Origin of the sequence: Pandoraea sp. XJJ-1, assembly GCF_026802345.1 — a bacterium.
Classification (GTDB): domain Bacteria; phylum Pseudomonadota; class Gammaproteobacteria; order Burkholderiales; family Burkholderiaceae; genus Pandoraea; species Pandoraea cepalis.
The window spans coordinates 3,163,091-3,189,832 of sequence record NZ_CP113827.1 but is presented as its reverse complement, the minus strand read 5'-3'; the positions used below and the strand labels follow the sequence as shown (position 1 = coordinate 3,189,832).

Below are 26,742 nucleotides of genomic sequence, written 5' to 3'. Positions count from 1 at the left end.
TCGGCGTCATCGCGGTGTTTGCTGCCTCGACCGTCGGCTTTGTCGCGTTTTGCGCGTCGGTAGGAGGGCAGCAATGACCGCCATGTATTGGCTGAGCGGCGGACTCACGATCGCGCTGCTCGCTTATCTCGTCTACGCGCTCTTCAAGCCGGAGGATCTGGCATGACGCTCAACGCCTGGATTCAGCTCGGCGTTTTCCTCGTCGTGCTGCTGGTGCTGGCACGCCCGCTCGGCCGCTTCATGGCCGACGTGCTCGCCGGCGAATCTCGCGTGAACCGCTGGTTCGCGCCCATGGAACGCGCGCTCTACCGCCTGTGTGGCATCGATCCCGAAAAGGAAATGCACTGGCGCGCGTACGCGATCGCGCTCGTCGGCTTCAACGCGCTCGGCGCCTTGGCCGTCTACGCCCTGCAACGCTGGCAAGTCTGGCTGCCGTTCAATCCGCAAGGGTTGGGGGCCGTTACCCCGGACTCGTCGATGAATACGGCCGTGAGCTTTGTGTCCAATACCAACTGGCAAGGCTACAGCGGTGAGTCGACCATGAGCTATCTCACGCAGATGCTCGGTCTGGCGGTACAGAACTTCATGTCGGCTGCCACCGGCATTGCCGTGGTGGTCGCACTCATTCGCGGCTTTGCCCGTCACACGGCACAGACGATCGGCAACTTCTGGGTCGATATGACCCGCATTACGCTCTACATTCTGGTGCCGCTTTCGGTCTTGCTGGCAGCGGCTTTCATGAGTCAGGGCGTGATTCAGAACTTCAGCGCTTATCAGGATGTCACCACGCTGCAAGCCACGCATTACGACAATCCGGTGCTTGGCCCGGACGGTCAGCCGAAGCTCGACGCCGCCGGCAAGCCGGTGACAACGCCCGCCGTGACGCAGACGCAAACCCTGCCGATGGGCCCGGTCGCCTCGCAGGAAGCGATCAAGATGCTCGGCACGAACGGTGGCGGCTTCTTCAATGCGAATTCGGCGCACCCGTTCGAAAACCCGACGCCGCTGTCGAACTTCCTTCAGATTCTGGCGATCTTCCTGATCCCGGCGGCGCTGTGTCATATGTTCGGACGCATGGTCGGCGATCGTCGCCAGGGCCTGGCGCTGCTCGCCGCGATGACGATTGCGTTCTCGATTGCCGCCGTGGCCACGGTCTCTGCCGAGCAGGCCGGCAATCCGGTGCTGACGACGCTCGGTGTCGATCAGCAAGCGAGCGCCACGCAGGCAGGCGGCAACATGGAAGGCAAGGAGACGCGCTTCGGTATCGCGGCCTCGGGCATTTTCGCCACGGTGACGACGGCGGCGTCGTGCGGCGCGGTCAACGCGATGCACGATTCGCTCACGCCGCTGGGCGGGCTGGTGCCGATGCTGCTGATGCAGTTGGGCGAGGTGATCTTCGGTGGGGTGGGCTCGGGCCTGTACGGCATGCTCGTCTTCGCGATGCTCGCGGTGTTCGTGGCCGGGCTGATGATCGGCCGCACGCCGGAGTATCTCGGCAAGAAGATCGAAGCGTTCGAGATGAAGATGGTCGCCGTGGCCGTGCTCATGACGCCGCTGCTGGTGCTGCTCGGCACGGCGCTTGCGGTGCTGGTACCGGCAGGGCAGGCGGGCGTAGCGAATCCGGCGACGCACGGCTTCTCGGAAATTCTCTACGCCTATAGTTCGGCCGCGAACAATAACGGCAGCGCATTTGCCGGGCTGTCGGCCAACACGCCGTTCTACAACAGCACGCTGGCGATCGCGATGTGGTTCGGCCGCTTCTGGGTGATTGTGCCGGTGTTGGCGATTGCCGGTGCCCTCGCCCGCAAGAAGCGCATCGCCGCGACCTCGGGCACGTTGCCTACGCATGGTCCGCTGTTCGTCGTGCTGCTGCTCGGTACGGTGCTGTTGGTGGGCGCGCTGACGTATATGCCCGCGCTCGCACTCGGTCCGGTCGCCGAACATCTGACGATGATCGGCGCGCATTGATTATTGAAATGAGGCATTCGAGGCACTCATGAATCAACCCTCAGGAAATACCGTCACCCGGCCGGCGGGCAAAGGGCACACGTCGACGTCACTGTCGATGTTCGACCCCGCGATCGTCAAGCCGGCCATTGTCGACTCGTTCCGCAAGCTGCATCCGCTCACGCAAGCCCGAAACCCGGTGATGTTCGTGGTGTACGTGGGCAGCCTGCTCACGACGGTGCTGTTCGGCATGGCTGTGGCGGGCCACGCCGAGGCGAGCGCGCCGTTCATCCTCGCCATTACGCTGTGGCTGTGGTTCACGGTCTTGTTCGCGAATTTTGCCGAAGCCCTGGCGGAAGGCCGCAGCAAGGCGCAGGCCGCCTCGTTGCGCCAGGCCAAGAAGAACGTGCCGGCCAAGCAATTGCGCTCGGCCCGGCGCGACGCGGAGTGTCTGGTTATCGATAGTGCCAGTCTGCGTCGCGGGGATTTCGTGCTGGTCGAGGCGGGCGATGTGGTCCCGGCCGACGGCGAAGTGGTGGAAGGCGTAGCGTCGGTCGACGAATCGGCGATCACAGGCGAATCCGCGCCCGTGATTCGTGAGTCGGGCGGCGATTTTTCGGCCGTCACCGGTGGCACGCGCGTGCTCTCGGACTGGCTGGTCATGCGCGTGACGGTCAACCCGGGCGAGGCATTCCTCGACCGCATGATCGCCATGGTGGAAGGCGCGAAGCGGCAGAAGACGCCGAATGAAATCGCGCTCACGATCCTGCTCGTCGCGCTTACGCTGGTGCTGCTGCTCGCCACGGCGACGCTGCTGCCGTATTCGATCTACAGTGTGTTCGTCACGCAAGCGGGGCATCCGGTCACGATTACCGTACTCGTCGCGCTGCTGGTATGTCTGATTCCGACGACGATCGGCGGGCTGCTCTCGGCCATCGGCGTGGCCGGCATGAGCCGCATGATGCAAGCGAATGTGATCGCCACGTCGGGGCGCGCCGTGGAAGCCGCGGGCGACGTGGATGTGCTGCTGCTCGACAAGACCGGCACGATTACGCTGGGCAACCGTCAGGCATCGCAATTCGTGCCGGCCCCGGGCGTGGACGAGCGCACGCTGGCCGACGCCGCGCAACTCGCCTCGCTGGCCGACGAGACGCCCGAAGGGCGCAGCATCGCTGTGCTCGCCAAGCAGCGTTTCAATCTCCGTGAGCGCGAAATGGGCGGTCTGCACGCGCTGTTCATCCCGTTCTCGGCGCAAACGCGCATGAGCGGGGTGGACCTTGCGGACAAGCAGATCCGCAAGGGCGCAGCAGACGCGCTCAAGCGCTACGTGGAATCGGCCGGCGGCGTATGGCCGGTGGCGCTGGCCAGCGCGGTCGACGAGATTGCGCGTCGCGGCAGCACGCCCCTGGTGGTGGCCGAGCAAGACACACTCGGGACCCGCGCGCTGGGCGTGATCGAGCTGAAGGACGTGGTCAAGGGCGGCATCAAGGAGCGATTCGCCGAACTGCGCCAGATGGGCATCACGACGCTGATGGTGACGGGCGACAACCGTTTGACGGCAGCGGCCATTGCGGCCGAAGCCGGGGTCGACGACTTCCTCGCCGAAGCCACGCCGGAAGCGAAGCTCGCGACGATTCGCAAGTACCAGGCCGAAGGCAAGCTGGTGGCGATGACCGGCGACGGCACGAACGACGCCCCGGCGCTTGCCCAGGCGGATGTGGCGGTGGCGATGAACTCGGGCACGCAAGCCGCGAAGGAAGCGGGCAACATGGTCGACCTGGATTCGAATCCGACCAAGCTGATCGAGATCGTCGAGATCGGCAAGCAGATGCTGATGACGCGCGGCAGCCTCACCACGTTCTCGATTGCGAACGACGTGGCGAAGTACTTCGCGATTATTCCGGCGGCGTTTGCCACGACGTATCCGCAACTCGATGCGCTCAACGTGATGCGCCTGGCGAGCCCGTCGTCGGCGATTCTGTCGGCCGTGATCTTCAACGCGCTGATCATCGTGGTGCTGATTCCTCTGGCGCTCAAGGGCGTGAAGTATCGCCCGGTCGGGGCCGCGACGCTGCTGCGCCGCAATCTTCTGATTTACGGTCTGGGCGGGATCCTGGTGCCGTTCGTCGGCATCAAGGTCATCGACATGTTCATTGCCGCGATGGGCTGGGCCTGATCGCGCGGCGCCCGAACGCAATGGCCGATGGGTCTTGCGTTCGGGCCACATTGCTGAAACTTCAAGGAATCGATGTCATGAAATCCCTTTTGCGTCCGATGCTCAGTTTGTTCGTCGTGCTGTCGGTCATTACAGGGCTGGTGTATCCGCTGGTCGTGACCGGCATCGGCCGCGCGGCATTTTCTCGCGAAGCCGCCGGCAGCCTCATCTACAAAGACGGCAAGGCGGTCGGCTCGTCGCTGATCGGCCAGAATTTCGATGAACCGAAGTACTTCTGGGGACGTCTGTCGGCCACCGCGCCGATGCCCAATAACGGCGTGTCCTCGGGTGGCTCGAACTTCGGCCCGCTCAACCCCGCCCTCGCCGACGCCGTAAAGGCACGCATCGCCGCGTTGCGCGCGGCGGATCCGAGCGCAACCCTGCCGGTGCCGGGCGATCTGGTCACGGCCTCGGCCAGCGGTCTCGATCCGGCCATCAGCCCGGCGGCCGCCGAGTATCAGGTCACGCGCGTGGCGAAGGCGCGTGGCCTCGCCCCCGACGCCGTGCGCGCGCTGGTTGCGCGATACACGCAAGGCCGTCAGTGGGGCATATTCGGAGAGCCCCGGGTGAATGTTCTGGCGCTGAACCTCGCGTTGGACGCCCTGACGCACGGCAGCGTCTGAAATGGGTATCCACCGGGCGAGGCAGACCGGAGAATGGCTGGTCTTGCCTCGCCGCCTGCGGTAGATTGGCGGCACGCCCGGCGCGTATCGCCTTTTGACGTCATCGGGCAACCGATGCATCGACGCGAGCCTCGCCTGATGGCGAGGCGCTCGCTTTTCTGATGGATGAATTCGATGGCTGGCATGGAACGCCCTGATCCCGATGAACTGCTCGGCAAGCTGCAGCGCGAGGAAGCCCGCGAGCAGCGTGGCCGGCTGAAGATTTTCTTCGGCGCGTCCGCCGGGGTGGGCAAGACGTTCGCTATGTTGCAGGCGGCGCGCAAACTCAGCGAGGAGGGTACCGACGTGGTGGTCGGCGTGCTGGAGACGCATGGCCGCGACGAAACGGCGCGCCTGTTGGCGGGACTGGAAGTCCTGCCGCAGAAGTCGGTCGACTACCGCGGCCGCGTGCTGCGCGAATTCGATCTCGACGGCATGCTGGCGCGCAAACCGGCCGTGGCGCTGATCGACGAACTCGCCCATGCAAACGTGCCGGGCATGCGTCACCTGAAGCGCTGGCAGGACGTGCAGGAATTGCTCGCCGCCGGCATCGACGTGTACACCACGCTCAATGTGCAGCATCTGGAGCGACTCAATGACGTGGTCGGACAAATCACCGGCATTCGTGTGTGGGAGACGGTGCCCGATCGCATCTTCGATCTGGCCGACGAAGTGAAGTTGGTCGACCTGCCGCCGGACGAACTGCTCGAGCGCATGCGCGAGGGCAAGGTGTACATGGCCGCGCAGGCCGAGCGCGCGGTGCGCAACTTCTTCCGCAAGGGCAATCTCATCGCATTGCGCGAACTGGCGCTGCGTCGCACGGCCGATCGCGTCGATGCGCAAATGCGCGAGTACCGCGCCGATCAATCGATCAGCCAGGTGTGGCAAGCCCGTGAGCGGCTGCTCGTCGCTATTGGCCCGGGCCCGGAGGGCGTGGCGCTCGCCCGCGCGGCCGCGCGGCTCGCCGCGAGCCTGCGTGCCGACTGGCTGGCCGTACATGTCGAGACGCCCGCCATCTTGCGGCAATCGCCGGTGCGTCGAGAAAGCACCTACGCAACGCTCAAACTCGCTCAGGAATTGGGCGCCGAAACGCTCACGCTCGATGGCGCGGACGCGGCGACCACGCTGCTCGCCTACGCCCAGATGCGCAACGTCTCGAGATTGGTGGTGGGCGCGAGCGGCGCACGGCGCGGGTGGACTGCCCGCACGCCGCTGCACGAGCAACTTTTGCGTCGCGCACGCGGCGTGGACGTCGTGTTGATCGGACCGGCGGCAGGGGACGCCGTGGCCGACAAGCGCGTGGTGCGCGGCGACTGGCGCGGCTGGTTCGAAACGGCCCCGGAGCTGGGGCTCGTGGGCGGGCCCTGGCGTGCCTATGCATGGGCCGTCGGTATCTGCGGCGCCGTGTCGCTTGTCGCGGCGGAACTCACGTCGTTCCTCGATCTGGCCAATATCGCCATGTTGTACCTGCTCGGCGTGATCGTGGCGGCCATGCGGCTTGGGCGTGGTCCAGGGGTGCTCGCGTCGTTTCTGTCGGTGCTGGCGTTCGACTTCTTTTTCGTGCCACCGAAGATGTCGCTGTCGGTGTCCGACACCCAGTACCTGCTGACGTTCGCCGTCATGCTCACCGTCGCCCTGGTCATCAGCCATCTGACAACCAGCTTGCGGTTCCAGGCGCGGCTGGCCACGTGGCGCGAGCGTCGCACGGGCGCGGTGTACGCCATGGCCCGCGAACTGGCGGCGGCGCTCACTACGCCACAGATCGTGGAAATCGGGTCGCGCCACGTGCGCGAAGTGTTCCAGGCGCGCGTGGCGCTGCTGCTACCCGACAGCCAGGGCAGTGTGCGCCAGCCGGTCGAGAACGCGCAGTCGGAAACCATGCCGGCGCACATCGATACCGATGTCGCCCAGTGGGTGTATGACCGTCAGCAAGCGGCGGGGCGGGGGACCAACACGTTGCCCGCGTCGGACGCCTACTATCTCCCGCTTCGCGCGCCGATGCGCACGCGGGGGGTGCTGGTGGTCGCCCCGGCGCCGGAGGGCGGCGGCGCCATCGACACGCCGGATCAGCAGCGTTTGCTCGATACGTTTGCCGCGCAGATCGCGCTCGCGCTCGAGCGTGTTCATTACGTCGAGATCGCGCAGGATGCACTGGTGACGATGGAGTCCGAGCGGCTACGCAATTCCCTGCTCTCGGCGATCTCGCACGATCTGCGAACACCATTGACGTCCATCGTGGGTTTTGCCAGCATGCTGAGCCGCAATGCCCAGACGCCCGGGCCGTTGCGCACCGAACTCGTCGAGGCCATTCACGAGGAGGCGCAGCGCATGACGGGGCTCGTGACCAATCTGCTCGACATGGCGAAGTTGCAAGCGGGCGGCGTGCAGCTCAACCGTCAGTGGCAGATGCTCGAGGAAGTGGTGGGTACGTCGTTGCGCGCCTGCCGCCGATCGCTCGCCGGGCATGAGGTGAGCACGCGGCTGCCGGCCGACTTGCCGTTGCTGCGCTTCGATGCCGTGCTGATGGAGCGGTTGTTCACCAACCTGCTGGAGAATGCCGCGAAGTATTCGCCCGCGGGCTCGCATATCGAAATCGCCGCATGCGTGCAGGGCGACGAGGTCGAAGTGAGCGTAAGCGACGACGGGCCGGGTCTGCCCCCGGGCATGGAAGGGCGTATCTTCGAGAAATTCATGCGCGGGGAAAAGGAGTCGGCCAAGCCCGGTATCGGACTCGGACTAGCGATCTGTCGCGCCATCGTGGAAGCGCACGGCGGTAGAATTCACGCCACCAACGGACCCGACGGTCGTGGCGCGCGCTTCATCTTCACGTTGCCGATCGAAACGCCGCCGATGGCGCCGGAAAGTCTGGAGGGCCCGGAAGACGTCCATGCGGATTTGCCCGCCGACCCGCCGCAGACATCCCGTACCCCCGACGCCAACGCGACCCAACAACATGAGTGAACCGACCATCACCGTCGTGGTGATTGAAGACGAACGACAGATCCGCCGGTTTTTGCGCACCTCGCTTGAGGCCGAAGGCATGGTCGTGCACGAGGCGGAAACGGGGCGGCAGGGCATGGTCGAGGCCGCTACGCGCAAGCCGGATCTGCTCATCGTCGATCTGGGACTGCCGGATGTCGACGGCGTGGAGGTCATTCGCGAAGTGCGAAGCTGGACCGATATGCCGATCATCGTGCTGTCCGCTCGCAACGAGGAGGCAGAGAAGGTCGTGGCGCTCGATGTCGGTGCGGACGACTACCTCACCAAACCGTTCGGGGTGTCGGAACTGCTCGCGCGGATACGGGCGCAATTGCGACGTCATCATCGTGGCGGCAATTCGGAAACGCTCGACGAAGCGTTCTCGTTCGGCGACATCCACATCGATCTGGCGAGACGCAAGGTCACGCGCGCGGGAGACCCGGTGCATCTGACACCGATCGAGTACCGGCTGCTGATCACGCTGGTGCGTCATGCGGGGCGCGTGTTGACACACCGGCAATTGCTCAAGGAGGTGTGGGGGCCGTCGCACGTCGAGAGCCATCACTACCTGCGCATCTACATGGGACACCTGCGGCAGAAACTGGAGGTCGATCCGGCACAGCCGCAACACATTCTCACGGAGACGGGGGTCGGCTACCGGCTCGAGATCGACGCCATCGGCTGAGTGCTTGCGGAGCATGCCGCAAGGGCGAGTTCGCGTAGCGGTGCGATCCCGGAGGCCTGGGCATCGGTGCAAGGGGTGACCGCGGCGCGCGAGCTTTGCTAAAATCGTGCGGTTCCCTGAGCGATGTCCGGCGATCGCCCTGGCGGTGAGATGCCAAGTTGCAGCTTCGCGACGTTGGCGTTCTGCCATGTCATTCGACATCCAAAGGAACCCCGTGACGGGACGACCCGTTACGAGGATCGCTTGTCTTCCGGGGACGACCCCGATTTCTCTATCGGAGTCAGTCATGGCCTGGATGCTATTGGTTATTGCCGGTTTGCTGGAAGTGGCGTGGGCCGTCGGCCTCAAGTACACGCAGGGTTTTTCGCGTCTCTGGCCGTCGGTGTTCACGATTGGCGCAATGATCGGCAGTGTCTGGCTGCTCGCATTGGCCGTGCGTTCGCTGCCATTGGGCACGGCATACGCGATCTGGACCGGTATAGGCGCCGTCGGTGCATTCGTGCTGGGCATTATGCTGTTCGGCGAGTCGGCCTCCGCCGCCCGGATTGCCAGCGTGACGCTGATTCTGGCGGGCCTGGTCGGGTTGAAGTTGACCGCAGCCTGAAGGGCGCCTGCCGTTTGCGCCGGCCACGCCAAATCCTCAATGTCCGGCATCGGTGGTGCGTTGCCCCAGCGCGCGGCATAATGACGCGGTAGCGGTCGAGTGACCGTTCGGTGGCTGTTCCGCGAGGGTCGTTCGCCGACTGTACGCCACCGACGCGTCACTTGTGACGTCAGTCCGGCGGGTAGGGGCGGTTCGCGTCCTCCCCGATGGCCATTGCCGCGTCGGCGGTACCCGACGCGTGATCGTGCGACGCCGTCATATCGGCGGCAGTGAGGTCGCCATGCTTGAATCGATTGCACTGGGTGCGGGGCTGTCTTGGGGCAGTGGCCTGCGGTTGTACCTGACGGTGTTCTGCGCGGGAATGGCTGCGCGTCTGGGCTGGTTGCATCTGCCGCCCTCGTTGGTGGTGCTGACGTCGACGTGGGTGATTGCCACGGCCGGCGTGCTGGCGGCCATCGAGTTCTTCGCCGATAAAATTCCCTTTGTCGACAGTGCCTGGGACGCCGTCCACACGTTCATCCGCATTCCGGCCGGCATCGTGCTCGGCGCGGCGGCGCTGGGACAAATGGATCCGACCGTCACGGTGCTGGCGGGGCTGGCGGGCGGTGCGTTGGCAGGCACGGCCCATCTGGCAAAAGCGGGTAGCCGGGCGCTGATCAACACGTCGCCGGAACCTTTCTCCAATGTCGCGGCCTCAGCCGGCGAAGATGTGTCGACGGTGGGCGGACTGGCGCTGGCGTTTTTCCTTCCCGCCGTTTTTCTCGTGATGTTATTGATCTTCGTCGTGCTGGCGTGGTGGTGGCTGCCCCGCGTGTGGCGAGGTTGGCGCTCATTGCTGGCGCGGGTCAAAGGATTGAAAAACGATGGGGTTCACTGACGTTGCCCGCCAAGCATGGCGGATGTTCCTGCGCGATTGGCGCGCAGGCGAGTTGCATCTGCTTCTCGTGGCGTTGTTGCTGGCGGTCGGTGCACTCTCCAGCGTGGGGTTTCTCTCGGATCGGATGCAGGGCGGGCTTGAACGCGACGCCCGTCAGATGCTCGCCGCCGACCTCGTCGTGCGCAGCGACGCCCCCCTGTCGCCGGCATTTGCGCGTCAGGCGCAGGCCGATGGGCTGGCCACCGCCGTCGTCGCCAACTTTCCCAGCATGGCCAGCGTCCCGGGCGAACACGGGCAAGTCGGCGCGAGCCGTCTATCGTCGCTCAAGGCCGTGAGCGACGGCTATCCATTGCGCGGGCGAGTGCGCACCGCCCCCGATGCCGGCGCCGATACGCCGGATGCGCCCGCCGCGGCCATCCCCGCGCCAGGCACGGTGTGGGTCGACGCCGCGTTGCTCGATGCCCTGCACGTCAAGCCCGGCGAGTCCATTCGCGTGGGCAACCGCACGTTGCGCATCGCCGCCGTCATCACGCGAGAAATGGATCGCGGTTTCGGCTTCGGATCGCTGGCCCCACGCGTCATGATGCGCTTCGACGAATTGCCGTCGACGGGGCTGGTGCAGTTCGGCAGCCGGATCACCTACCGGCTGCTGGTGGCGGGCACGGACGCGCAGGTCGCCAGATTCGCCGCGTGGGCGCGGCCGGCCGCTGAACAGGCGCGCGGCGTGCATCTCGAATCGCTCGAGGAAGGACAGCCGCAGGTGCGCCAGACGCTCGATCGCGCCGAGCGTTTTCTCTCGCTGGTGGCCTTGCTCGCCGCCGTGCTGGCGGCGGTGGCGGTGGGCATCGCGTCGCGTCGGTACAGCGAGCGCCATCTCGATGCCTGCGCCGTCATGCGTTGCCTGGGCTTGTCGCGCCGCGCGTTGCGCGGGATGGTGACGCTTGAATTCATCGGGCTTGGCCTAATCGGTGGCGTATTGGGCATCGCGCTCGGCTACGCGGCGCATTGGGTGCTGCTCGCCCAGTTGGGAGACGTGATCCCGGCGGGGTTGCCGGCGCCGACGTGGCGACCGGCGGTCGTCGGTCTGGCGAGTGCGCTGGTCATGCTGCTCGGTTTCGCGTTGCCGCCGTTGCTGCCGCTCTCCGAAGTCGCGCCCCTGCATGTGTTGCGTCGCGATGTCGTGGGTGGGGCGCGCAGGCAAGGGGGGCTGGCGTATGGCGCGAGTGCGCTGGCCTTCGGCGCGCTGTTGCTGTTCGCGGCGCGAGACCTGCGTCTCGGGGCGATGGTGGCGGGCGGCTTCGCGGCGGGCGCGGTGGTGTTCGGCGTGCTCGCCTGGCTCGCCATCCGCCTGCTGGCAGCCTGGGCCAGGCGTCGCGGTGCGGCGGGCGGGGCGATGGGCGGCATCGGGTGGCGCTACGCCGTGGCGGGATTGCGTCGCCGCGGGCTCGGCAGTGCGTTGCAGGTGGTGGCGCTCGGGCTCGGGTTGATGGCGCTGTTGCTGCTTGCCGTCACGCGTAACGACCTGGTCGCGGGCTGGCGTCAGTCGAGCCCGCCCGACGCGCCGAACCGCTTCGTCATCGATATTCAGCCGGGGCAGGACGCGCCGGTGTTGGCTCAGTTGCGCGCGGCGGGACTGCCAAACGTGCAGCTCTCGCCGATGATTCGTGCGCGTCTGACGGCGATCAACGGCAAGCCGGTGACGGGCGATAGCTACGCGGAAGTGCGGGCGCGGCGACTTGCGGAGCGTGAGTTCAACCTGTCGTACACGGCGGTGCTGCCCGAAGGCAATCGCGTGACGGCCGGACAGTGGTACGGCGATGCCTCGACGCCCCAGGTCTCGATGGAAGAGGGCATCGCAAAGACGCTCGGGCTGACCCTTGGCGACACGCTGCGCTTTGAAGTCGCGGGCCAGCACATCGACGCACCGATCACGAGTCTTCGCAAGCTGGACTGGGGATCGATGCGCGTGAATTTCTTCGTGGTGATGCCGCCCGCCGCGCTGCGTGATTTTCCGATGACGTGGATCACGTCGTTCCATCTCGCGCCAAAGCAACAGGGCGTGGCCGATGCTCTGGTGCGCCAGTTCCCCAATGTGACGGTGATCGACACGGGCGCCTTGCTCGCGCAGATCCAGCAAATCCTGTCGCAAGTCATCGACGCCGTGCAAGCGCTCTTTGTCTTTACGCTCGCGGCGGGCGTGCTGGTGCTGTATGCGGCGCTTGCGGGCACGCGAGACGAGCGCATGCGCGAGAGCGGTATCTTGCGCGCGTTGGGGGCGTCGTCGCGGCAGCTTCGCGATGTGCATCTGGCGGAACTGGTGACCGTGGGCGCGTTGGCCGGGTTGCTGGCCGCGTTGGGCGCCGGCGCGCTCGGATGGGCGCTGGCACGCTACGTCTTCGAGTTCGCGCTGCACTTCAATCCATGGCTGCCCGCGCTGGGCGTCGGGGCGGGCGTGCTGTTCGCGCTGATCGGCGGATGGAGCGGTCTGCGGGCGGTCCTGCGTCAATCGGCGCTGCGCACGTTGCGCGAGGCCTGACGCCCGTCAGGGAAGGTGCGGCATCGTGCCGCTCGCGCACGCGTGGCAGACGCGATGGGCCTGGGGCACAATAGCGGGCATGACGACCGAAAACACTCCGCAAACTCCGCAGACGGACGACGACGCGCAGGACGCTGCCGCGCAACCGACGGCCTTTACCCTGCTTGGCGGCGAGGATCGCGTGCGCGAACTCGTCGACCGCTTCTACGACCTGATGGACCTCGAGTCCGAGTTCGCGGGCATTCGTAGCCTGCACCCAGAGTCACTTGGCGATTCGCGCGACAAGCTCTTCTGGTTCCTGTGCGGATGGCTGGGCGGACCGAATCACTACATCGAACGGTTCGGGCATCCGATGTTGCGCGCCCGCCATCTGCCGTTCCCAATTGCCACGAGCGAGCGCGACCAATGGTTGCGCTGCATGGCGTGGGCCATGCAGGACATTGGCGTCGAAGCATCGCTACAGGAACGGCTGATGCAGGCGTTCCATGGCACGGCGGATTGGATGCGCAATCGGGCGGGTTGAGGCAACCGGCAACCGGTAGCGCCTCGGCAGGCACCCTTTGCCCCCGTCGCGGCGACAGGGGCGATTGGGATGTGTCAGACGTTCGTGGCTCGATCGGGCAGGGCGGCACGGGCGTGCGACGACGGCGGGTCCGGATCGGGCGCGCCAGCGCGTTGCGTTGCCTGTTCGAATTCGGATGTGTCCGATCGGTATCGGCCTTCCTGTCCGAACGGGCTCTCATAATTCAACTGATGCTCGACGAGATCCAGCGATCGACGCGCCTCCATCGCCGTCATCCACTCGATCAGCCCTTCGGTGGCGATGCCCCCGAACGCACGATAAGCGGCAGCCGAAAACCCCATGCAGGATTGCAGCGAGTCGATGTCGAGCGTGTCGCCGGGCGGCGCTTCCGACGGGGCCGCAGACGGCGTTGGCCCGACACGGTTCGATAACTCGGCCATGGCGTGATGCTCACCGGCGATTCTGCCGGCCTGATTGAAGAACACCATCATCGAGGCGCCCAGCAAGGTCGTCTGGTATTTGGCCCCATACCGCTCGAGGTGTTTCGACCCCAGAAGGGCACCCGCCGAGGTCAGCCAGGCGGTGTTCTTGATGTCGGCCGTCGTCGTCGAGGGCGTGCAGTACTTGCCAATGGCGACCGTCAAATCCATCAGGCTGGACAGCGTCGCCAGGGACGCCGTTGCGAGCGTCACGTTGTGGGCGGTCGCCAAGGCACTGTCGTCGTAGATCTCCTTGATGTTGTTCAGGCTGGCCACGCTTAACGACGCCAGGCTGAGTCCGAAATTTCCCACGTGTTGCATCAAGGCGGTAAAGCGGCCAACGGTGGACGGCGACGGCCGTAGTCGATGCGTCGAGTGTGCGTCGTCTTGCATCGCGCCGAGGGCGATACGCACTTCGCCCGCAAGCGATGCTTCGTTCGTCGCAGTGGCCGACGCGTTGACGGGGGCAGGTTGGGAGACGTAGTGGGGCGTGGGCAGGGCGTCAAGTCTGGGCATGAATGGGCTCCGAGGGATGGGGTCAGGGGGCGTCGATCAGACGCGTCAGCTTGTCGTGTAGATCAGAGGGGCGGCCGGTGCGACGCACCATGTCGAGCGCATCGCTTGCCATCTCGCGGGCGGTCTCGACATCGCCATTGCGCTGCATGCACACGGCGGCGAAATACAAGGGCTCGGGGTCGCCATAGTCCCGCGCGACCGCGATCATCAAGGGGGCGACGGCGTGTCGATAATCGCCGAGCTGACAAAGCACGTAGCCGAACGCCTTGTGGGCATCCGTGCGTTCCGGGTAGGCGAGGCAGAGGTCGGCAAAGGCGCGTGCGGCACCGACGAAGTCGTTGGCCGCGCAGAGGGCATACGCATGAGAGAAGGCTTGCGACGCGATCGGCGAATCGATCGACGATGTGGCCGGTGATGCGGTCGGCGACACGTTGGGTGAAACCGCGTCAGAGGCGCAACGCTGGGCGCCGTCGGTTCTTGGGGGGAAATGCGTTTGGCCGTTTGGCACCGTGCGGCTGGCCCGGACGTGGGTTTCACCGGCGGCGTGGGGGGCTGAATATCGCTGCATGGAACGTCGTTCCTCCTAAGGGTTACGGCATGGATCCGGCTGCGGCACGCGCGCGCCTGCGGCGCGGCGGGGGGGCGTGTGCACCCCGTTTGGTCCTGTCGGTGCGCGCGTGGCCGCGTTTCATCCTGGACTGCGCAGGCGCAGCCCATTGCGATGACGCTTACGGGCGCGAACCGACGTCAGGTGTGACGGTGTCCAGCGCATCGTGAAAGGCCTCGTTCGACAGATCGGAGACGACCGAATGCAAATCCGATTCGGCATCGAAGAACTCGTCGTCGACGCCGGTCGCGAGTGACTGGATGTCCGCGTTGTCGCCCGGGATGGCCGGTGGCACCGGGATGGACGAGATGGACGCGAGCGCCGAGTCGTCCCGAGACAGTCTCGGGACGACGGTCACCCCCTCAAGTTCATAGTCGAGCTGCGGGCGGGGGGCCATGTGCACGTAGTCGCGTTCGCCGTCCAGCACGACGTAGTTCACGGTGGTCTCGGCCGCCGTGACCCTGTCCACGGACGCGCGCCGCTCACGGCCATCGATGATCGTGCCGAGCACGCGGTTTTGTAGGAAATCGGTTGCGGTCGCCACCCCGTCGGCGATGGCCGAACTCGCATCGTCAACGGCGGCGTCTTTCAGCCATGACGGCACCGGGATACCCAGCGTCTCGAGCAACGGTGCGGCGCCATTGTGAACGGCGCCAAACACCAGCGGACCGTTGGTGATCGCCAAATTGACCACCCCGCCGTACTCCCGCAGCAGGTCGATGCCGGTCCACTGGCCGATGGTCTGGAAGAAGTTGGTGTCGCGAATCTCCGCGCCCGGGATGTCGTCAGGGCCGTGCCAGAACTTGCTGGCTGCGAGCATCAGGCTCGCGATTTCCGTGGATGCCGCGAGCACATGGAGGGGGATGTCGACGTATCCCTTCCAGTCGTCGTCCATCGTGGCGATCGCGAAGCCCAGTGCGGTGCTCTTTGCGATGGCGTTGACGACGTGTCCGATGAGGGCCGCGTTGCGCGCGCCGCGATGCGTTTGAATGGCGCTTTGAAACTGCTCCCAGCACCCTGCCATCAGGTCCTTCGGCGGCTCCGGCATCGCAATGTGTACTTGCGGGTTCGCGCCGACATTGCTGGCGTTCGAGAGGGACTGGAGGGGCGTCGGCAGAGGGGAAGACGAGGGCATACCTATCGTCATGGGGGGCTCCCGGGAATGAATTGGCGTTAAATCGTGGCGAGAAAACGTTCGGCGCGCGCACCGATGTCGGCATGCGCCGCGTTCTGCCGAGAGGTCTCGAGCGCCTGTATGGCGAGATCGCGAGCGAGCGCGCCATCGCCCAACTTCGCCAGGCAATGCGCGCAAATCAGTATCGGTTCGGGGTCGTCGGGTGTGAAAAGTGCCGCCGAGGTGAGCGGCACCAGCGCGAGCGCATAGTCTTCGCGCCCGAAATGCGCGTAGCCGATCAGCTTGTTCACGCTGACGTCCAGCGGAAGTTCCTTGAGCAGGGGATAGAGCACATCCAGTGCCCTTTCGTAATCGGCGGCGAGGTACGCGTCGCGTGCTTGCTGGTAGCGCTGGGGCGCGGTGTCGCCAGCGTCGGGCGGCAGACGCCCGGCGACATCGTGGCGGGGCAGCGAGGGGGGAGGGTGCGTGACATGCATGAGAGGATGGGGGCCGGTTGACAACGTTTCGGATTTTTCCAGGCGCCATGGGTGGGGCGCCTGGGCGGATCCTACGGTTGACGCGGTATCCGTCTCTTTCGATTCGAGGACAAAGCTGTCGTCCGATCGCTCGGTGGGCGCGCATTGGGAAAAGCATGGCGTACCGTACGCCGCGTATGCCCAATTGGCTGGTGTTGGGCCGATGCCGCGAAACCTTTGCCCGGCCAGCAGTGTCGGCGGCTCGCCGTTTCGGCGGTGACGTTGCCGCAAGTGGCGTACCGACCGTACTGGCGTTGCGGCGCCGGATTGTCCCTTGTCACTCAGGCCCGGTTCGCGCGACCATGGCGGATCACCTATGGAGACGCCCCAATGACCACCGAAGCCCTTTTTCGGCAGGACGCCTATCTGCGCCAGTGCGAGGCGCGCATCACGCATATCGACGAGACCGGCATCAGGCTCGATCGCACCGTCTTCTATCCGCTGGGCGGGGGACAAGCGGGCGATGCCGGTGAGTTGGTGCTGGTGGACGGCACTCGCCTCGCCATTGCCGACACGCGCAAGTCAAAACACGAGGGCGCGACGCCCGACGATGCGGTCCATGTGCCCGGCGAGGGCCAGCACGATGTGCTGGCGCGACTCTCGGTCGGCGATATCGTGCAGGCGGAGATCGACTGGGCGCGACGCTTTCGTCATATGCGCTTTCACACGGCGTCGCATCTGATGTGTGCGGTGTTGCCGCATCCGGTGGATGGGTGCAGCATCACCACGGAGTACGCTCGGCTCGATTTTGTGACGAACGAGCCGATCGAGCGAGAGACCGTCGAAGCCGGGTTGGCGGCGCTCGTGGCGGCTGCACGACCGGTGGCTATTGACAGCATTAGCGACGACGAGATGGCGGCGCGTCCCGAACTGGTGCGCACCATGAGCGTGAAGCCGCCGGTGGGCCTGGGACGCGTGCGTCTGGTGCGTATCGAGGGTATCGATTTGCAGCCGTGCGGTGGCACGCACGTGGCCAATACGGCGGAAATCGGCGCGCTGCGCGTGGCCAAGATCGAGAAGAAGACGTCACGCACGCGTCGTGTGGTATTGGCCTTTGCGTGAGTCTGGCATCATGAGCGCCATCCTTCTCACGCGCGCTCACCTTTCAGGATGATCGATGACGACACCCGCAGGAGCACCTGCTTCGCAAGTACCCCCGTGGCAAACGGTGCTCGATTTCTGGTTCGGCCGTCCGGACGCTCCCGAGTACGGGATGGCGCGGCCCGAATGGTTCCGGAAGTCGGACGCGTACGACGCGTCGATCCGTACCCACTTCGGCGTGTTGCACGCGCAGGCGCTCGGCGGAGAACTCGATGACTGGGCGCAGACGCCGCTCGGGGCGTGCGCGCTGATCGTGGTGCTCGACCAGTTCTCGCGCAATCTCTTTCGGGGGCACGCGAAGGCCTTTGCGGGCGACGCACGGGCGTTGGCCGTGGCGCGGCGCCTGGTCGAGGCGGGCGACGATCAGCGCCTGCCGACACCACAGCATCGTGTTTTCGTCTATCTGCCGTTCGAACACGACGAATCGCTGGAGAGCCAGCACCTTTCGCTGGCCCTGTACGAACCCTTGGCGAAGGCGTTCGGGCTGGTCGATAACCTCGATTACGCGCGCAAGCATGCGGTCGTCATCGAGCGTTTTGGGCGATACCCTCACCGCAACCAGGCCTTGGGACGGACATCGACGCCAGAGGAAATCGCGTTTCTGAAGACGCCGGGATCGTCGTTCTGACGACGGGGATGACGTGTCGCTCAGTCCCGGGGGGCGTCAGACGCCCTCAGCGTTGTCCCGACGCGGCAACGTTGGTGCCAACGGATCGCGCAGAAGCCGATCACGTAGGCGAGCGCTCCGCCGGCCGCCGCACAGGCGGCGAGGCCAGTCGCGAGATGCAGCGTTGCGGTGCCGAAATCGAGGTTCGTCAACTGCGTCCACAAGCTCTCTCTCGCCTTTGTCGCGGCGGCCACCGTCGCTTCGATCTCGGTCTGCGGTGGCCACTCGAACATCCAGCGGCCCAGACGGTGCGCGCCCCAATAGACAAAGGGCGCCGTCAGTGGATTGGTCACCAGCGTGCCGACCGCCGCGAGGAATAGATTTCCGCGTAACAGCGCTGCGGCGAGTATCGCCACGAGCATCTGGCCGACGGGAATCAGAATCCCGAAAAAAACACCGCATGCCAGCCCGATGGCCACGCCTCGCGGCGTGGCTTGCCACAAGGCGCGGCGCAGCAGCAAGCCGGCGTGTGGGCGCAGCCAGCGTGAACGCAGCAGTCGCATCGGGCGAAGCATCTTTAACATCATAGGCAGGTTGCACGTCGAGGAAAGCGTTGACCCAGGCGGGCATGGGGCAGGCGCGCACACGGTGGTCCGCATGCAACGGATGTCTGAGTCCCGGGGGCGGCAGGAGTTCAATCACGCCGCGGGCGACGGCGTGCCGAGCGGTCGTGGTCCCGTGTCTGGCACGAAGAACGGGCGACGGGTGAGGGGGAGGGCTGAAGCGCTAGGGGAACCGACACTGCGCAGCCGATGGACTGCGCAGCGATGACGCGGCTGCGCTTAGATCTGTGAACGCTGGTGGGACCAGCGATCGATTTGCGACGGCGTGAAGTGCCGCAGGGTATCGAGCAACGCTTCGGGCGACGCACTGATCTGCAACTGATCCAACTGCGGCCCCTTGAGGAACTGCTCCGTCACCATCGATTTGAGGAACACAATCAACGGATCGTAATACTGATCGACGTTGAGCAGACCGATCGGTTTCGCGTGATAACCGATCTGCAGCCACGTAAAGACTTCGAACAGTTCTTCGCAAGTGCCGATGCCGCCGGGCATGGCAATGAAAGCCTCCGACAGATCGGCCATCATCTGCTTGCGCTGATGCATGTTCTCGACAACATGCAATTGCGTCAGCCCGGTGTGACCGACTTCCCGTTCCATCAGGGCTTTCGGGATGATGCCGATGACTTCGCCGCCGTGCGCCAGCGCGGCGTCGGCAATGATGCCCATCAGCCCGACCTTGCCGCCGCCATACACGAGACGAATGCCCGCTTGCGCCATGCGTCGGCCCAGGTCACGCGCCGCCTCGGCGTAGGCAGGACGTACCCCCGGGGCGGCACCGCAGTAAATACAGATCGATTTGACTTCCGACGCCATGCCTTAATGCGCCCCCTTAGCCGACGATTCTCGCGCCATCCTGTCGTACATCTCGCGCGAGCTGCCTTTCAGATACGGGGCCATTTGCGAGAGGATGTGATAGCTCGACTGATGCAACCCGGCACCGATCTCCGCCGGGTCGTTGTACTTGCGCGGATTCATCACGAACTGGTAGGACAACCAATAGGTGGAGATCACCACCATGTTGGTCGTGACCACCTCGATCTGCTCGGGCGTGATTTCCATTTCGCCCTCGGCCACGAGCAGGTCGCACATTTCGCGCGCAAACCGTTTCTTGTGGCCGACGATCACCTTGAAGTGCGTCTCCAGTGTGCGGTTGCGCGCAAGCAGGTCGTTGAGGTCGCGGTAAAGAAAGCGGAAGCGCCACAGAAATTCGGACATGTATTGCAGGTACGTCCAGACTTCGTCGAGCTTGGGCTTGTGATCGTCGGGCAGCCGCAGTCGCCGTTCGATTTCCTGCTCGAACTGGGCGAAGATGCTGTTGATGATGTCGTCTTTATTGCGGAAGTGATAGTACAGATTGCCCGGGCTGATTTTCATCTCCTCGGCAATCGTGGTGGTCGTGACGTTCGGTTCGCCGATGTCGTTGAAGAGCCGGAGTGACACCTCAAGAATTCGTTCGCGGGTACGGCGCGGCGGCTTTGCTTCCATGTCTGTCGGCCCCGGTAAGCGGCAAGCGTGACGAACGATGTTCTCCGCTTGCGTCTATGAGTTGAATATCAGGTATACGGCGACCGATTATACCCGGCAGCCGCGCGCTGCCAAGCATGGGGGAGGAAGGCAGCGAACGTTATCAGAAAAACGCTGTACGTACCCGTTCGACAATGACGGGCCCGGCGAGCAAGGCCCAGGTGAGCAGGCAAAGGCCGAGCGCGATGAGGACCGCCGCGCTGCCGAAATCCTTGGCACGTTTGGACAGTTCGTGCCGTTCCAGCGAAATGCGGTCGATGGCCGCCTCGATGCTGGAGTTGACCAGCTCGATGATGAGCACGAGCAGCACCGAGCCGATGAGCAGCACGCGCTCGACGGAGGTCACGGGCAGGAAGACCGCCGCCGGCAAGAGGATGGCGGCGAGCGCCAGTTCCTGCCGGAAGGCGCTCTCTTCGAACACGGCGAACTTGAAGCCGGACAAGGAGTATTTCAGGGCACGCCAGGCACGCATGATGCCCCGATTGCCCTTGTACGGATTCGGTTGTTTGTCGCGTGGCGGCGGGTGATCGATGAACAAGCGTCGGGTTCCTCGCCGCAACGGGCTCTGGAGGTGGATCAGACCGCGCTCGCGAGCGACAGCTCGGGTTTGCGCGGATGCAGATGCGAGGCGAACTCTTCGGAGGCCGCCTGCCACGAGAACCGCTCGGCCCAGGCACGCGCACTCGGGCGCGAGACCTTGAGCGCATCGAGACAAGCCTCGCGCAAGTCCTCTCGCAGCGCGCCGCCTTCGCCTTCCGGGCAGCCGTTGAGGACATCGACCGGGCCGGTCACCGGGAAGGCCGCGACCGGAAGGCCGCAAGCCATCGCTTCGAGCAGCACCAGGCCGAACGTGTCGGTACGGCTGGGAAAGACGAATACGTCGGCCGACGCGTAGACCTTCGCCAGTTCGGGCTGCGAAAGCATGCCAAGGTAATTCACGTCGGGGTAGCGCGAGCGCAGTTCGGCCAGTTGCGGCCCTTCGCCCGCGACCCATTTCGAGCCCGGCAAATCCAGTTTCAGGAAGGCCTCGATGTTCTTCTCCACGGCGACACGCCCCACGTAGAGGAAAATCGGATGTGCCGAATTTAGCACATGTGCGTCTTGCGCACGGAAGATGTCAAGGTCGACGCCACGCGTCCAAAGCACCACATTCTGGAAGCCGTTCGCTTCGAGATCGCGCTTGACCACTGGCGTGGGTGCCATCACGGCGTGCGACGCCTTGTGGAACCAGCGCAGAAAGCGGTAGGTTGTCGAGAGCGCAAAGCCGAAGCGCGCCTGCACATACTCCGGGAAGCGCGTGTGATAGGCCGTGGTGAACGGGAAGTCGTTGCGCAGGGCCCATTTGCGCGCGGCCATGCCGAGCGGGCCTTCGGTGGCGATGTGCAGGGCGTCCGGTGCGAAGTCTTCGATGCGCCGTGTCACGCGTGCGCCGGCGAAGAACGCGAGACGGATTTCCGGGTAGGTCGGGCACGGCATCGTGCGGAATTCCTGCGGCGTGAGCAGCTCGACACGATGGCCGGCCGCCTCCAACTGAGCGCGCGTGTTCTTCAACGTGCGGACCACGCCGTTGATCTGCGGATCCCAGGCGTCGGTGACGATCATGATTTTCATCGGGCGCTCCTTCGCGCACATGGCGCGCTTCGGTGACACGCGCGAACTCGCGCGTGAGGGCGCACGTACGACAGCACAGTGCCGTGCGTGCGCGGGGTAAGCGGGGTGAATTCGGGCAAGTGTCTTGGGCCAGCGTCTCGGACTGGCGTCTCCCGAGGTGTGGCGATCATGGCGGCGCGAGGCCGGCCAGGTTCACGGTGCGGGCTCAAGTGCTGACCGTCGCGGTTTTCGCGCGGGCGCGCACGTTGCGTTTTTGCGTCCAGTGGATGATGCGCAGCTCGCCCTCGGTCGTCTCGACCAGCGCTGAGAGGCTCTCCACCCAGTCGCCGTCGTTGCAGTAGAGCAAGCCGTCGATCTCGCGAATCTCGGGCTTGTGGATGTGTCCGCACACCACGCCATCGCAGCCCCGGCGGCGCGCTTCGTCGGCCATCACATGCTCGAAGGCCGAAATGAAGTTCACGGCGTTTTTCACCTGGTGTTTCAGATACTGCGACAGCGACCAGTACGGGAAGCCGAAGCGCGTGCGCACACGATTGAACCAGCGGTTGAGTAGCAGGGTGAGGGTGTAGAGCGAGTCGCCCAGATACGCGAGCCACTTGGCGTGCTGAATCACGCCGTCGAACAGATCGCCGTGGGTAACCCACAGACGTTTGCCCGACAGTGTGGTGTGGAACGCCTCGTCGCGCACCGCAATGTCGCCGAACGCCAACCCGCAGAACTGACGTGCCGCTTCGTCGTGATTGCCGGGTACGTAGATCACCTGCGTACCCTTGCGTGCGCGGCGCAGCATTTTCTGCACAACGTCGTTGTGCGCCTGCGGCCAGTGCCAGCCGCGCCGCAGATGCCAGCCGTCGATGATGTCGCCGACCAGGTACAGGTAGTCGGACTCGTGATGACGCAGGAAGTCGAGCAGGTAGTCTGCCTGACACCCTTGGGTGCCGAGGTGGATGTCCGAGAGCCAGATCGTACGGAAGCGGGTGATGCCGTCGGGGGGCGGGTCGAAGGGATCGGGCGTGTCGGGCGGCAGTTCGATCGTGTCGGGCGGGCTGATGGGCGGGGCGGCGGGGCGGCCTGGCGGGGCGTCTGCGAAGTGACCGGCGCGAGCCGCAGACGTTGGGATCGGCAACTCAAAGGTGGGGGTCGTCGTCATACCGGCTCGCACGTCGCGTTGAACATGCGTGCATTGCGCCACGATTTCGTGAAGCGACGATGACAGTCACGATCATGTCGCGAAAGTGGCGTCCAACGTCGCGACGACGCGACAGCGGGACCCGCGCCAGCCAGGGACGCCTCGGATCAGACGGCGCGTGGCAATCCCTGGGCCACGCGCTCGAGCGTCTCGAGCACATGGGCGCGCGCGCGTGGATGCGTGCCCAGCGACACATGTCCGAGCCGGTCGAGCGCGATGTTGTGGGCACCGGGCAGCACGCAAGTGCGCACCGGATAGACGACGTTGTCGTGAAACGTGTAAATCGACGTGATGCGCGCGCGTTGCGTTTGCGTTTCGCGACTGGCGAGCGCCTCGAGCCATTCGCTGCCGACGCCCATCTGGCGAGCGTTGGTGCCGAGGCCATGGCGCGCATGCAGGGTGCCGAAGTGCGGCGAGCCGAGCGTGATGGTGTGAGCGACCGGCAGGGTGGGCGCGTGGCGCAGGCAGGCACGCGCCGCGAGTCCGCCCATGCTGTGGCCGATGATGACGACGGGCAGCCGGGTGCGTTCGGCAAGGGCGCGCGTGGCATTGGCAATCGTGGGGGCGTAATCGTCGATGTCGCCGAACATTGGGCCAAGATTGACGGCGTCGCAGTCGTAGCCCGCGTCGGCGAGATGGCGCGAGAAACGCAGCCAGAACGCGCGATTGCAGCCGTAACCATGCAACAGCAATACCGAGACGGGGCGCGCCGGGCCACGCGGCAGCGGCAGCCGGGCGGTGCTGAACCACGGTTGGCAGAGATCGAGCAGGAAGATCGACGCCGCGCATTCGTAGGCCCATACGGCCGCATGGGTGCCGGCGGTGGCGCGCCGCTCCGGCGACGGGTCGCCCTGGGCGGCCATGACGAAGCCGGCCGCAAGGCCGATGGCGTGGGCGACGGGCAACCATAGCACCGTCCATAACAAAGTCGTCCAGGGGCTATGCCAAACGGTCCACGTGGCGACGGCGACGATGAGCGATAGCCCGATTTCGATGCCGCCGTAGATCAGGTGGGCGCGCGAGGCGCGCGGGGCAGGGCGGGCAGCGGGGGGCGCTGTGGTCATTTGCCCAGCACGCTCACGAGACGCGTGCCGGCGAGCCGGTCATGAATGAACTGGTGATCCGGCATCACGCGCATGGCCAAGGCCCAGAGCACGATCCAGCCGGTGAGCAACGCCACGCTGCCCCAGCCCGTGATTCCGAGTCCCCAGTCGAGCGCCATGGCCGGCAGCACCCACAACCATACGAGCGCGTAACGCGCGACAGCGCGGGCAGTGCGCACCGGTTGTCCATGCGCGTCGACCAGACGGATTTTCCACGTCTTCATCGCGAGCGTCTGGCCACCGTGGGTCCAGAACCAGACGAAGTACGCGCCAAGTACAAGAAACAGCCAGGCTTGCATGGCATGCCGGTGCATCAGGCCGCTGCGCTGCTGGGTGAGGGCGCTGAACAGGTAGCCGGCAAGGAACAGCACGCCGAAGAGCAGCAGCGATTCGTAGAGCATCGAGAGCAGGCGGCGGCGTAGCGTCGGCACAGCGTAGCCATCCGGTTCGATGCCGGACGGCACGTCTGGCGAGGGTGGGGTGTCGGGCGAGCGGTGCGGCGTGGCGGGCTGGGTGGCGGAGTCGGTCATCGCGGCGTGGTCTGGGATTTTTGTCGGGTGCCTGGCGCCCGTGCCGGCATGGGGCAGTGGCGGCGGGCATGTCGCGTCCTGTGCCGCACATTATGCGCAAGAATGTGCCGGCGAGCCAGCCAGTCGGCGGGGGCGTTCGAACGCATAAAGACAAACGGCCGCCCGGGGGGGCGGCCGTTGCGGCATGACAATGGCCAGGGGCGGCTGGCGTCAGGCGTCAGTTGTGATGATAAATCTCGGCGTTGAAGACGGCGTCGCCATTCTTGTCGCCGTTTGCCGTGCCCGCGCTCGCCGGCGTCGCTCCTGGCGACGGTGCGGCAGAAGTCGGCATCGATTGCCCGGTCGCCGGTGCTGCCGCGCCCGATGCCACCGGCGCCGGCAACGCGCCATTCTTGCCCGGGGTGCCGGCCTCCTTGCGATGCACTGCAGCGTACGGATTTTTCACGCCTGGGCGGCCCGACGGCGGTGCGCTGACCACGTTCGGACGGTTGGCCTGCTTTCGGTCGTCCGCGGCAAGGCGCTTTTTCTGTTCTTCGGTGAGCTGCTGATACTGCTGCCACATCTGCGCTTTTCGCTCGGGCGGCAGCGTCTTGGCATTCTGATAACTCTCTCGCGCCAGCTTGCGTTGCTCGGGCGTCAGGCGCACCCAGTCCGCCATGCGGTCATGCAGGCGCTTGCGGCTTTCCGGTGACAGCGTATGAAAGCGCTTGGCAATCTCGATCCACTTCTCGCGCTGACGCTCGCTCATGCGATTCCAGTCCTGGGCGAGCGGCGCGAGCGCCTCTCGCTGGCCGGCCGTGAGCTTGGCCCAGTAACCGCCGGGCGATGCAATAGACGTCGCCGCAGCGCCGCTCGCGGTCGCACCGCTGGCCGTCAGATTGCCGACCGGCCCATTGGTGGGGGTGGCGCCGTCGGGGGCAGATGCGCCGGCCATGACCGGAGGCACGTCGGACACCGCTTCAGGCGCGTGCGTGTGGCGCAGCGCGGCCGTGCCGGCGATCGCGGCCGCGATCAGCGCGGCGAGCAGAAGAAATACATTGCGTCGCGTCACGGGAGGGGCTTGGGTAGGGGGGCTACTGGGCACGCTTCACATAGGCGTTGAAGCCATGGTCGGCATAGGCCGACAACGGGAGTTCGTCGCTCAATACGGCGGCATCGATGTCTGCCAAGTCCTGAATGTGTTGCTGATGCTCCCAGTACGCGAGTCCCGCCAGGCCGATCACCAATGCGGCAAGCGGCCAGAGCAGCCCGAGACGGCGCAGCTTGTCGAACGTGCGGCGCGGGCCGCCGGCTTCCGACGATGGCATGGCGCCGACACCGGCGAGCACCAGCGCCGGTTGCACGATGGCCACCGGTTCGGGCTTTTTGCGCGCGAGCGCCTCCTGACGAGCGGCGGCCAGCCGGGCCGCGATATTCGGCGACGGCGCATCGGACGCTTCGTCCAGCGCACGTCGCACGCGATGTGCGAAGCGGAGTTCCCTCGTTTCCAGATCGTGACTCATAACCTGATCCCTTTTGCCTTCAACGCCTGCGCCAACGCATGGGTGGCGCGCGAGCAGTGCGTCTTGACGCTGCCCTCCGAGCACCCCATCGTGGCGGCCGTCTCGGCAACGTCCATATCTTCCCAGTAACGCATGAGGAAGGCTTCTCGTTGACGTGTCGGCAGTTTCTGTATTTCCGCGTCGATGAGCGAGAGGATTTCGGCGCGCGAAACGGTCTCTTCGCTGCTCTCGGTCTGCACAGACCCATCCTCGGCCAATAAGGTTTCCAGAGGATCGAAGTCGTCGCGTTCGTCGTCGCCCGGGCCCGCGAGATTTGAGAATAGCGTGACCCAGGTGTTACGCACCTTTTGCCGACGGAAATAGTCGTGAATGGCGTTCTGGAGAATGCGCGTGAACAGCAGCGGCAGGTCGGCCGGCGGCTTGTCGCCGTATTTTTCGGCCAGGCGGATCATCGCATCCTGAACGATATCGAGGGCGGCCTCGTCGTCGCGTACGGCATAGACGGCCTGCTTGAAGGCGCGCCGTTCGATGCCCGCGAGAAAATCCGCCAGTTCCTTGTCAGATGCCATCCGGTGGGGTGCACGCAGCGTTGCGCGCTGCGCCTTTGAAATGCCATGTAAGCGTAAAGGCCACGTAAAGATTCATGTAGCCGGTGCGGATGCTACCAAA

At 65.4% G+C, this 26,742-nt stretch carries 25 protein-coding genes and 2 pseudogenes; 12 read left to right on the top strand and 15 right to left on the bottom strand.

Annotated elements, in window-relative coordinates:
• The first annotated feature begins 73 nt into the window (after nt 1–73).
• The 10 genes from kdpF (at nt 74) to OYT13_RS14545 (ending at nt 13,028) form a co-directional block, all read left to right on the top strand.
• Nucleotides 74–166, top strand: coding sequence for a K(+)-transporting ATPase subunit F (gene kdpF, locus OYT13_RS14590; protein WP_017231679.1), 93 nt, complete (start codon nt 74–76; stop codon nt 164–166).
• A complete protein-coding gene (gene kdpA / locus OYT13_RS14585) occupies nt 163–1,968 on the top strand; it encodes a potassium-transporting ATPase subunit KdpA (RefSeq protein WP_150550233.1) in 1,806 nt (601 codons plus the stop codon). The genes kdpF and kdpA overlap by 4 nt, the downstream gene beginning before the upstream one ends.
• Before the next feature lie 28 nt (nt 1,969–1,996).
• Nucleotides 1,997–4,123, top strand: a complete 2,127-nt coding sequence (gene kdpB / locus OYT13_RS14580) for a potassium-transporting ATPase subunit KdpB (RefSeq protein WP_150564094.1) — start codon at nt 1,997–1,999, stop codon at nt 4,121–4,123.
• A 77-nt stretch (nt 4,124–4,200) separates the two neighbouring features.
• Complete coding sequence (gene kdpC, locus OYT13_RS14575) at nt 4,201–4,785, top strand: potassium-transporting ATPase subunit KdpC (RefSeq protein WP_150564095.1); 585 nt, start codon at nt 4,201–4,203, stop codon at nt 4,783–4,785.
• A gap of 183 nt (nt 4,786–4,968) precedes the next feature.
• On the top strand, nt 4,969–7,785 hold the full coding sequence (locus tag OYT13_RS14570) for a sensor histidine kinase (RefSeq protein WP_261938408.1): 2,817 nt from the start codon (nt 4,969–4,971) through the stop codon (nt 7,783–7,785).
• The gene (gene kdpE, locus OYT13_RS14565) at nt 7,778–8,488 is read left to right on the top strand and encodes a two-component system response regulator KdpE (RefSeq protein ID WP_017231396.1); all 711 of its coding nucleotides are present in this window, start codon (nt 7,778–7,780) and stop codon (nt 8,486–8,488) included. The genes OYT13_RS14570 and kdpE overlap by 8 nt, the downstream gene beginning before the upstream one ends.
• Nucleotides 8,489–8,774: 286 nt before the next feature.
• Nucleotides 8,775–9,092, top strand: coding sequence for a quaternary ammonium compound efflux SMR transporter SugE (gene sugE / locus OYT13_RS14560; RefSeq protein WP_017231395.1), 318 nt, complete (start codon nt 8,775–8,777; stop codon nt 9,090–9,092).
• Between the two features lie 280 nt (nt 9,093–9,372).
• On the top strand, nt 9,373–9,969 hold the full coding sequence (locus OYT13_RS14555; protein ID WP_026131485.1) for a DUF4126 domain-containing protein: 597 nt from the start codon (nt 9,373–9,375) through the stop codon (nt 9,967–9,969).
• Nucleotides 9,956–12,505 carry an ABC transporter permease gene (locus OYT13_RS14550; protein WP_268566465.1) on the top strand — a complete coding sequence of 850 codons (2,550 nt, stop codon included), beginning with the start codon at nt 9,956–9,958 and terminating at the stop codon, nt 12,503–12,505. The genes OYT13_RS14555 and OYT13_RS14550 overlap by 14 nt, the downstream gene beginning before the upstream one ends.
• A 79-nt stretch (nt 12,506–12,584) precedes the next feature.
• A complete protein-coding gene (locus OYT13_RS14545; protein ID WP_017233267.1) occupies nt 12,585–13,028 on the top strand; it encodes a group II truncated hemoglobin in 444 nt (147 codons plus the stop codon).
• 74 nt (nt 13,029–13,102) lie between these two features.
• Here the strand turns inward: OYT13_RS14545 and OYT13_RS14540 are convergent, their stop codons facing one another.
• The 4 genes from OYT13_RS14540 to OYT13_RS14525 form a co-directional block, all read right to left on the bottom strand.
• The gene (locus OYT13_RS14540; protein WP_268566464.1) at nt 13,103–14,023 is read right to left on the bottom strand and encodes a hypothetical protein; all 921 of its coding nucleotides are present in this window, start codon (nt 14,021–14,023) and stop codon (nt 13,103–13,105) included.
• A 22-nt stretch (nt 14,024–14,045) separates the two neighbouring features.
• Nucleotides 14,046–14,453: a hypothetical protein gene (locus OYT13_RS14535; RefSeq protein ID WP_017233269.1), complete on the bottom strand. Its 408-nt coding sequence runs from the start codon at nt 14,451–14,453 to the stop codon at nt 14,046–14,048.
• A 298-nt stretch (nt 14,454–14,751) separates the two neighbouring features.
• Entirely contained in the window at nt 14,752–15,777 is a 1,026-nt protein-coding gene (locus OYT13_RS14530) for a hypothetical protein (protein ID WP_268566463.1), read from the bottom strand.
• 26 nt (nt 15,778–15,803) lie between these two features.
• The gene (locus tag OYT13_RS14525) at nt 15,804–16,241 is read right to left on the bottom strand and encodes a tetratricopeptide repeat protein (protein ID WP_261938411.1); all 438 of its coding nucleotides are present in this window, start codon (nt 16,239–16,241) and stop codon (nt 15,804–15,806) included.
• 369 nt (nt 16,242–16,610) lie between these two features.
• Between OYT13_RS14525 and OYT13_RS14520 the strand changes: the two genes are divergently transcribed.
• Both OYT13_RS14520 and OYT13_RS14515 read left to right on the top strand, forming a co-directional pair.
• A complete protein-coding gene (locus OYT13_RS14520; protein ID WP_017233272.1) occupies nt 16,611–17,342 on the top strand; it encodes an alanyl-tRNA editing protein in 732 nt (243 codons plus the stop codon).
• Between the two features lie 55 nt (nt 17,343–17,397).
• The gene (locus OYT13_RS14515) at nt 17,398–18,009 is read left to right on the top strand and encodes a DUF924 family protein (protein WP_268566462.1); all 612 of its coding nucleotides are present in this window, start codon (nt 17,398–17,400) and stop codon (nt 18,007–18,009) included.
• A gap of 20 nt (nt 18,010–18,029) precedes the next feature.
• Here the strand turns inward: OYT13_RS14515 and OYT13_RS14510 are convergent, their stop codons facing one another.
• The 11 genes and pseudogenes from OYT13_RS14510 to OYT13_RS14460 form a co-directional block, all read right to left on the bottom strand.
• Nucleotides 18,030–18,563 carry a DUF2062 domain-containing protein gene (locus OYT13_RS14510; protein WP_017233274.1) on the bottom strand — a complete coding sequence of 178 codons (534 nt, stop codon included), beginning with the start codon at nt 18,561–18,563 and terminating at the stop codon, nt 18,030–18,032.
• A gap of 267 nt (nt 18,564–18,830) precedes the next feature.
• Nucleotides 18,831–19,427: a TIGR00730 family Rossman fold protein gene (locus OYT13_RS14505; protein WP_017233275.1), complete on the bottom strand. Its 597-nt coding sequence runs from the start codon at nt 19,425–19,427 to the stop codon at nt 18,831–18,833.
• 3 nt (nt 19,428–19,430) lie between these two features.
• Nucleotides 19,431–20,099, bottom strand: a complete 669-nt coding sequence (locus OYT13_RS14500; RefSeq protein ID WP_017233276.1) for a TetR/AcrR family transcriptional regulator — start codon at nt 20,097–20,099, stop codon at nt 19,431–19,433.
• 142 nt (nt 20,100–20,241) lie between these two features.
• Nucleotides 20,242–20,637: pseudogene (locus OYT13_RS14495) on the bottom strand (diacylglycerol kinase); the annotation flags it as partial.
• Nucleotides 20,638–20,714: 77 nt separating this feature from the next.
• Nucleotides 20,715–21,749 carry a glycosyltransferase family 4 protein gene (locus OYT13_RS14490; RefSeq protein ID WP_261938413.1) on the bottom strand — a complete coding sequence of 345 codons (1,035 nt, stop codon included), beginning with the start codon at nt 21,747–21,749 and terminating at the stop codon, nt 20,715–20,717.
• Between the two features lie 205 nt (nt 21,750–21,954).
• Nucleotides 21,955–22,725 (bottom strand): annotated as a pseudogene (locus OYT13_RS14485) (UDP-2,3-diacylglucosamine diphosphatase); the annotation flags it as partial.
• Nucleotides 22,726–23,045: 320 nt separating this feature from the next.
• Nucleotides 23,046–24,002 (bottom strand): esterase/lipase family protein, encoded by a 957-nt coding sequence (locus tag OYT13_RS14480; protein WP_268566460.1) that lies wholly within the window; start codon nt 24,000–24,002, stop codon nt 23,046–23,048.
• Nucleotides 23,999–24,571, bottom strand: a complete 573-nt coding sequence (locus OYT13_RS14475) for an RDD family protein (protein ID WP_268566459.1) — start codon at nt 24,569–24,571, stop codon at nt 23,999–24,001. Before OYT13_RS14475 ends, OYT13_RS14480 begins: the two co-directional genes overlap by 4 nt.
• A 217-nt stretch (nt 24,572–24,788) precedes the next feature.
• Nucleotides 24,789–25,622, bottom strand: coding sequence for a DUF3106 domain-containing protein (locus OYT13_RS14470; protein WP_268566458.1), 834 nt, complete (start codon nt 25,620–25,622; stop codon nt 24,789–24,791).
• Nucleotides 25,623–25,644: 22 nt separating this feature from the next.
• Nucleotides 25,645–26,073: a DUF3619 family protein gene (locus OYT13_RS14465; protein ID WP_017233283.1), complete on the bottom strand. Its 429-nt coding sequence runs from the start codon at nt 26,071–26,073 to the stop codon at nt 25,645–25,647.
• Entirely contained in the window at nt 26,070–26,642 is a 573-nt protein-coding gene (locus OYT13_RS14460; protein ID WP_017233284.1) for an RNA polymerase sigma factor, read from the bottom strand. Before OYT13_RS14460 ends, OYT13_RS14465 begins: the two co-directional genes overlap by 4 nt.
• Between the last annotated feature and the right edge of the window lie 100 nt (nt 26,643–26,742).

Coding starts and splice junctions, on each gene's coding strand:
- kdpF (WP_017231679.1), top strand. CDS start 74: ATGACCGCCATGTATTGGCTGAGCGGCGGACTCACGATCGCGCTGCTC.
- kdpA (WP_150550233.1), top strand. CDS start 163: ATGACGCTCAACGCCTGGATTCAGCTCGGCGTTTTCCTCGTCGTGCTG.
- kdpB (WP_150564094.1), top strand. CDS start 1,997: ATGAATCAACCCTCAGGAAATACCGTCACCCGGCCGGCGGGCAAAGGG.
- kdpC (WP_150564095.1), top strand. CDS start 4,201: ATGAAATCCCTTTTGCGTCCGATGCTCAGTTTGTTCGTCGTGCTGTCG.
- OYT13_RS14570 (WP_261938408.1), top strand. CDS start 4,969: ATGGAACGCCCTGATCCCGATGAACTGCTCGGCAAGCTGCAGCGCGAG.
- kdpE (WP_017231396.1), top strand. CDS start 7,778: ATGAGTGAACCGACCATCACCGTCGTGGTGATTGAAGACGAACGACAG.
- sugE (WP_017231395.1), top strand. CDS start 8,775: ATGGCCTGGATGCTATTGGTTATTGCCGGTTTGCTGGAAGTGGCGTGG.
- OYT13_RS14555 (WP_026131485.1), top strand. CDS start 9,373: ATGCTTGAATCGATTGCACTGGGTGCGGGGCTGTCTTGGGGCAGTGGC.
- OYT13_RS14550 (WP_268566465.1), top strand. CDS start 9,956: ATGGGGTTCACTGACGTTGCCCGCCAAGCATGGCGGATGTTCCTGCGC.
- OYT13_RS14545 (WP_017233267.1), top strand. CDS start 12,585: ATGACGACCGAAAACACTCCGCAAACTCCGCAGACGGACGACGACGCG.
- OYT13_RS14540 (WP_268566464.1), bottom strand. CDS start 14,023: ATGCCCAGACTTGACGCCCTGCCCACGCCCCACTACGTCTCCCAACCT.
- OYT13_RS14530 (WP_268566463.1), bottom strand. CDS start 15,777: ATGACGATAGGTATGCCCTCGTCTTCCCCTCTGCCGACGCCCCTCCAG.
- OYT13_RS14525 (WP_261938411.1), bottom strand. CDS start 16,241: ATGCATGTCACGCACCCTCCCCCCTCGCTGCCCCGCCACGATGTCGCC.
- OYT13_RS14520 (WP_017233272.1), top strand. CDS start 16,611: ATGACCACCGAAGCCCTTTTTCGGCAGGACGCCTATCTGCGCCAGTGC.
- OYT13_RS14515 (WP_268566462.1), top strand. CDS start 17,398: ATGACGACACCCGCAGGAGCACCTGCTTCGCAAGTACCCCCGTGGCAA.
- OYT13_RS14510 (WP_017233274.1), bottom strand. CDS start 18,563: ATGCTTCGCCCGATGCGACTGCTGCGTTCACGCTGGCTGCGCCCACAC.
- OYT13_RS14505 (WP_017233275.1), bottom strand. CDS start 19,427: ATGGCGTCGGAAGTCAAATCGATCTGTATTTACTGCGGTGCCGCCCCG.
- OYT13_RS14500 (WP_017233276.1), bottom strand. CDS start 20,099: ATGGAAGCAAAGCCGCCGCGCCGTACCCGCGAACGAATTCTTGAGGTG.
- OYT13_RS14490 (WP_261938413.1), bottom strand. CDS start 21,749: ATGAAAATCATGATCGTCACCGACGCCTGGGATCCGCAGATCAACGGC.
- OYT13_RS14480 (WP_268566460.1), bottom strand. CDS start 24,002: ATGACCACAGCGCCCCCCGCTGCCCGCCCTGCCCCGCGCGCCTCGCGC.
- OYT13_RS14475 (WP_268566459.1), bottom strand. CDS start 24,571: ATGACCGACTCCGCCACCCAGCCCGCCACGCCGCACCGCTCGCCCGAC.
- OYT13_RS14465 (WP_017233283.1), bottom strand. CDS start 26,073: ATGAGTCACGATCTGGAAACGAGGGAACTCCGCTTCGCACATCGCGTG.
- OYT13_RS14460 (WP_017233284.1), bottom strand. CDS start 26,642: ATGGCATCTGACAAGGAACTGGCGGATTTTCTCGCGGGCATCGAACGG.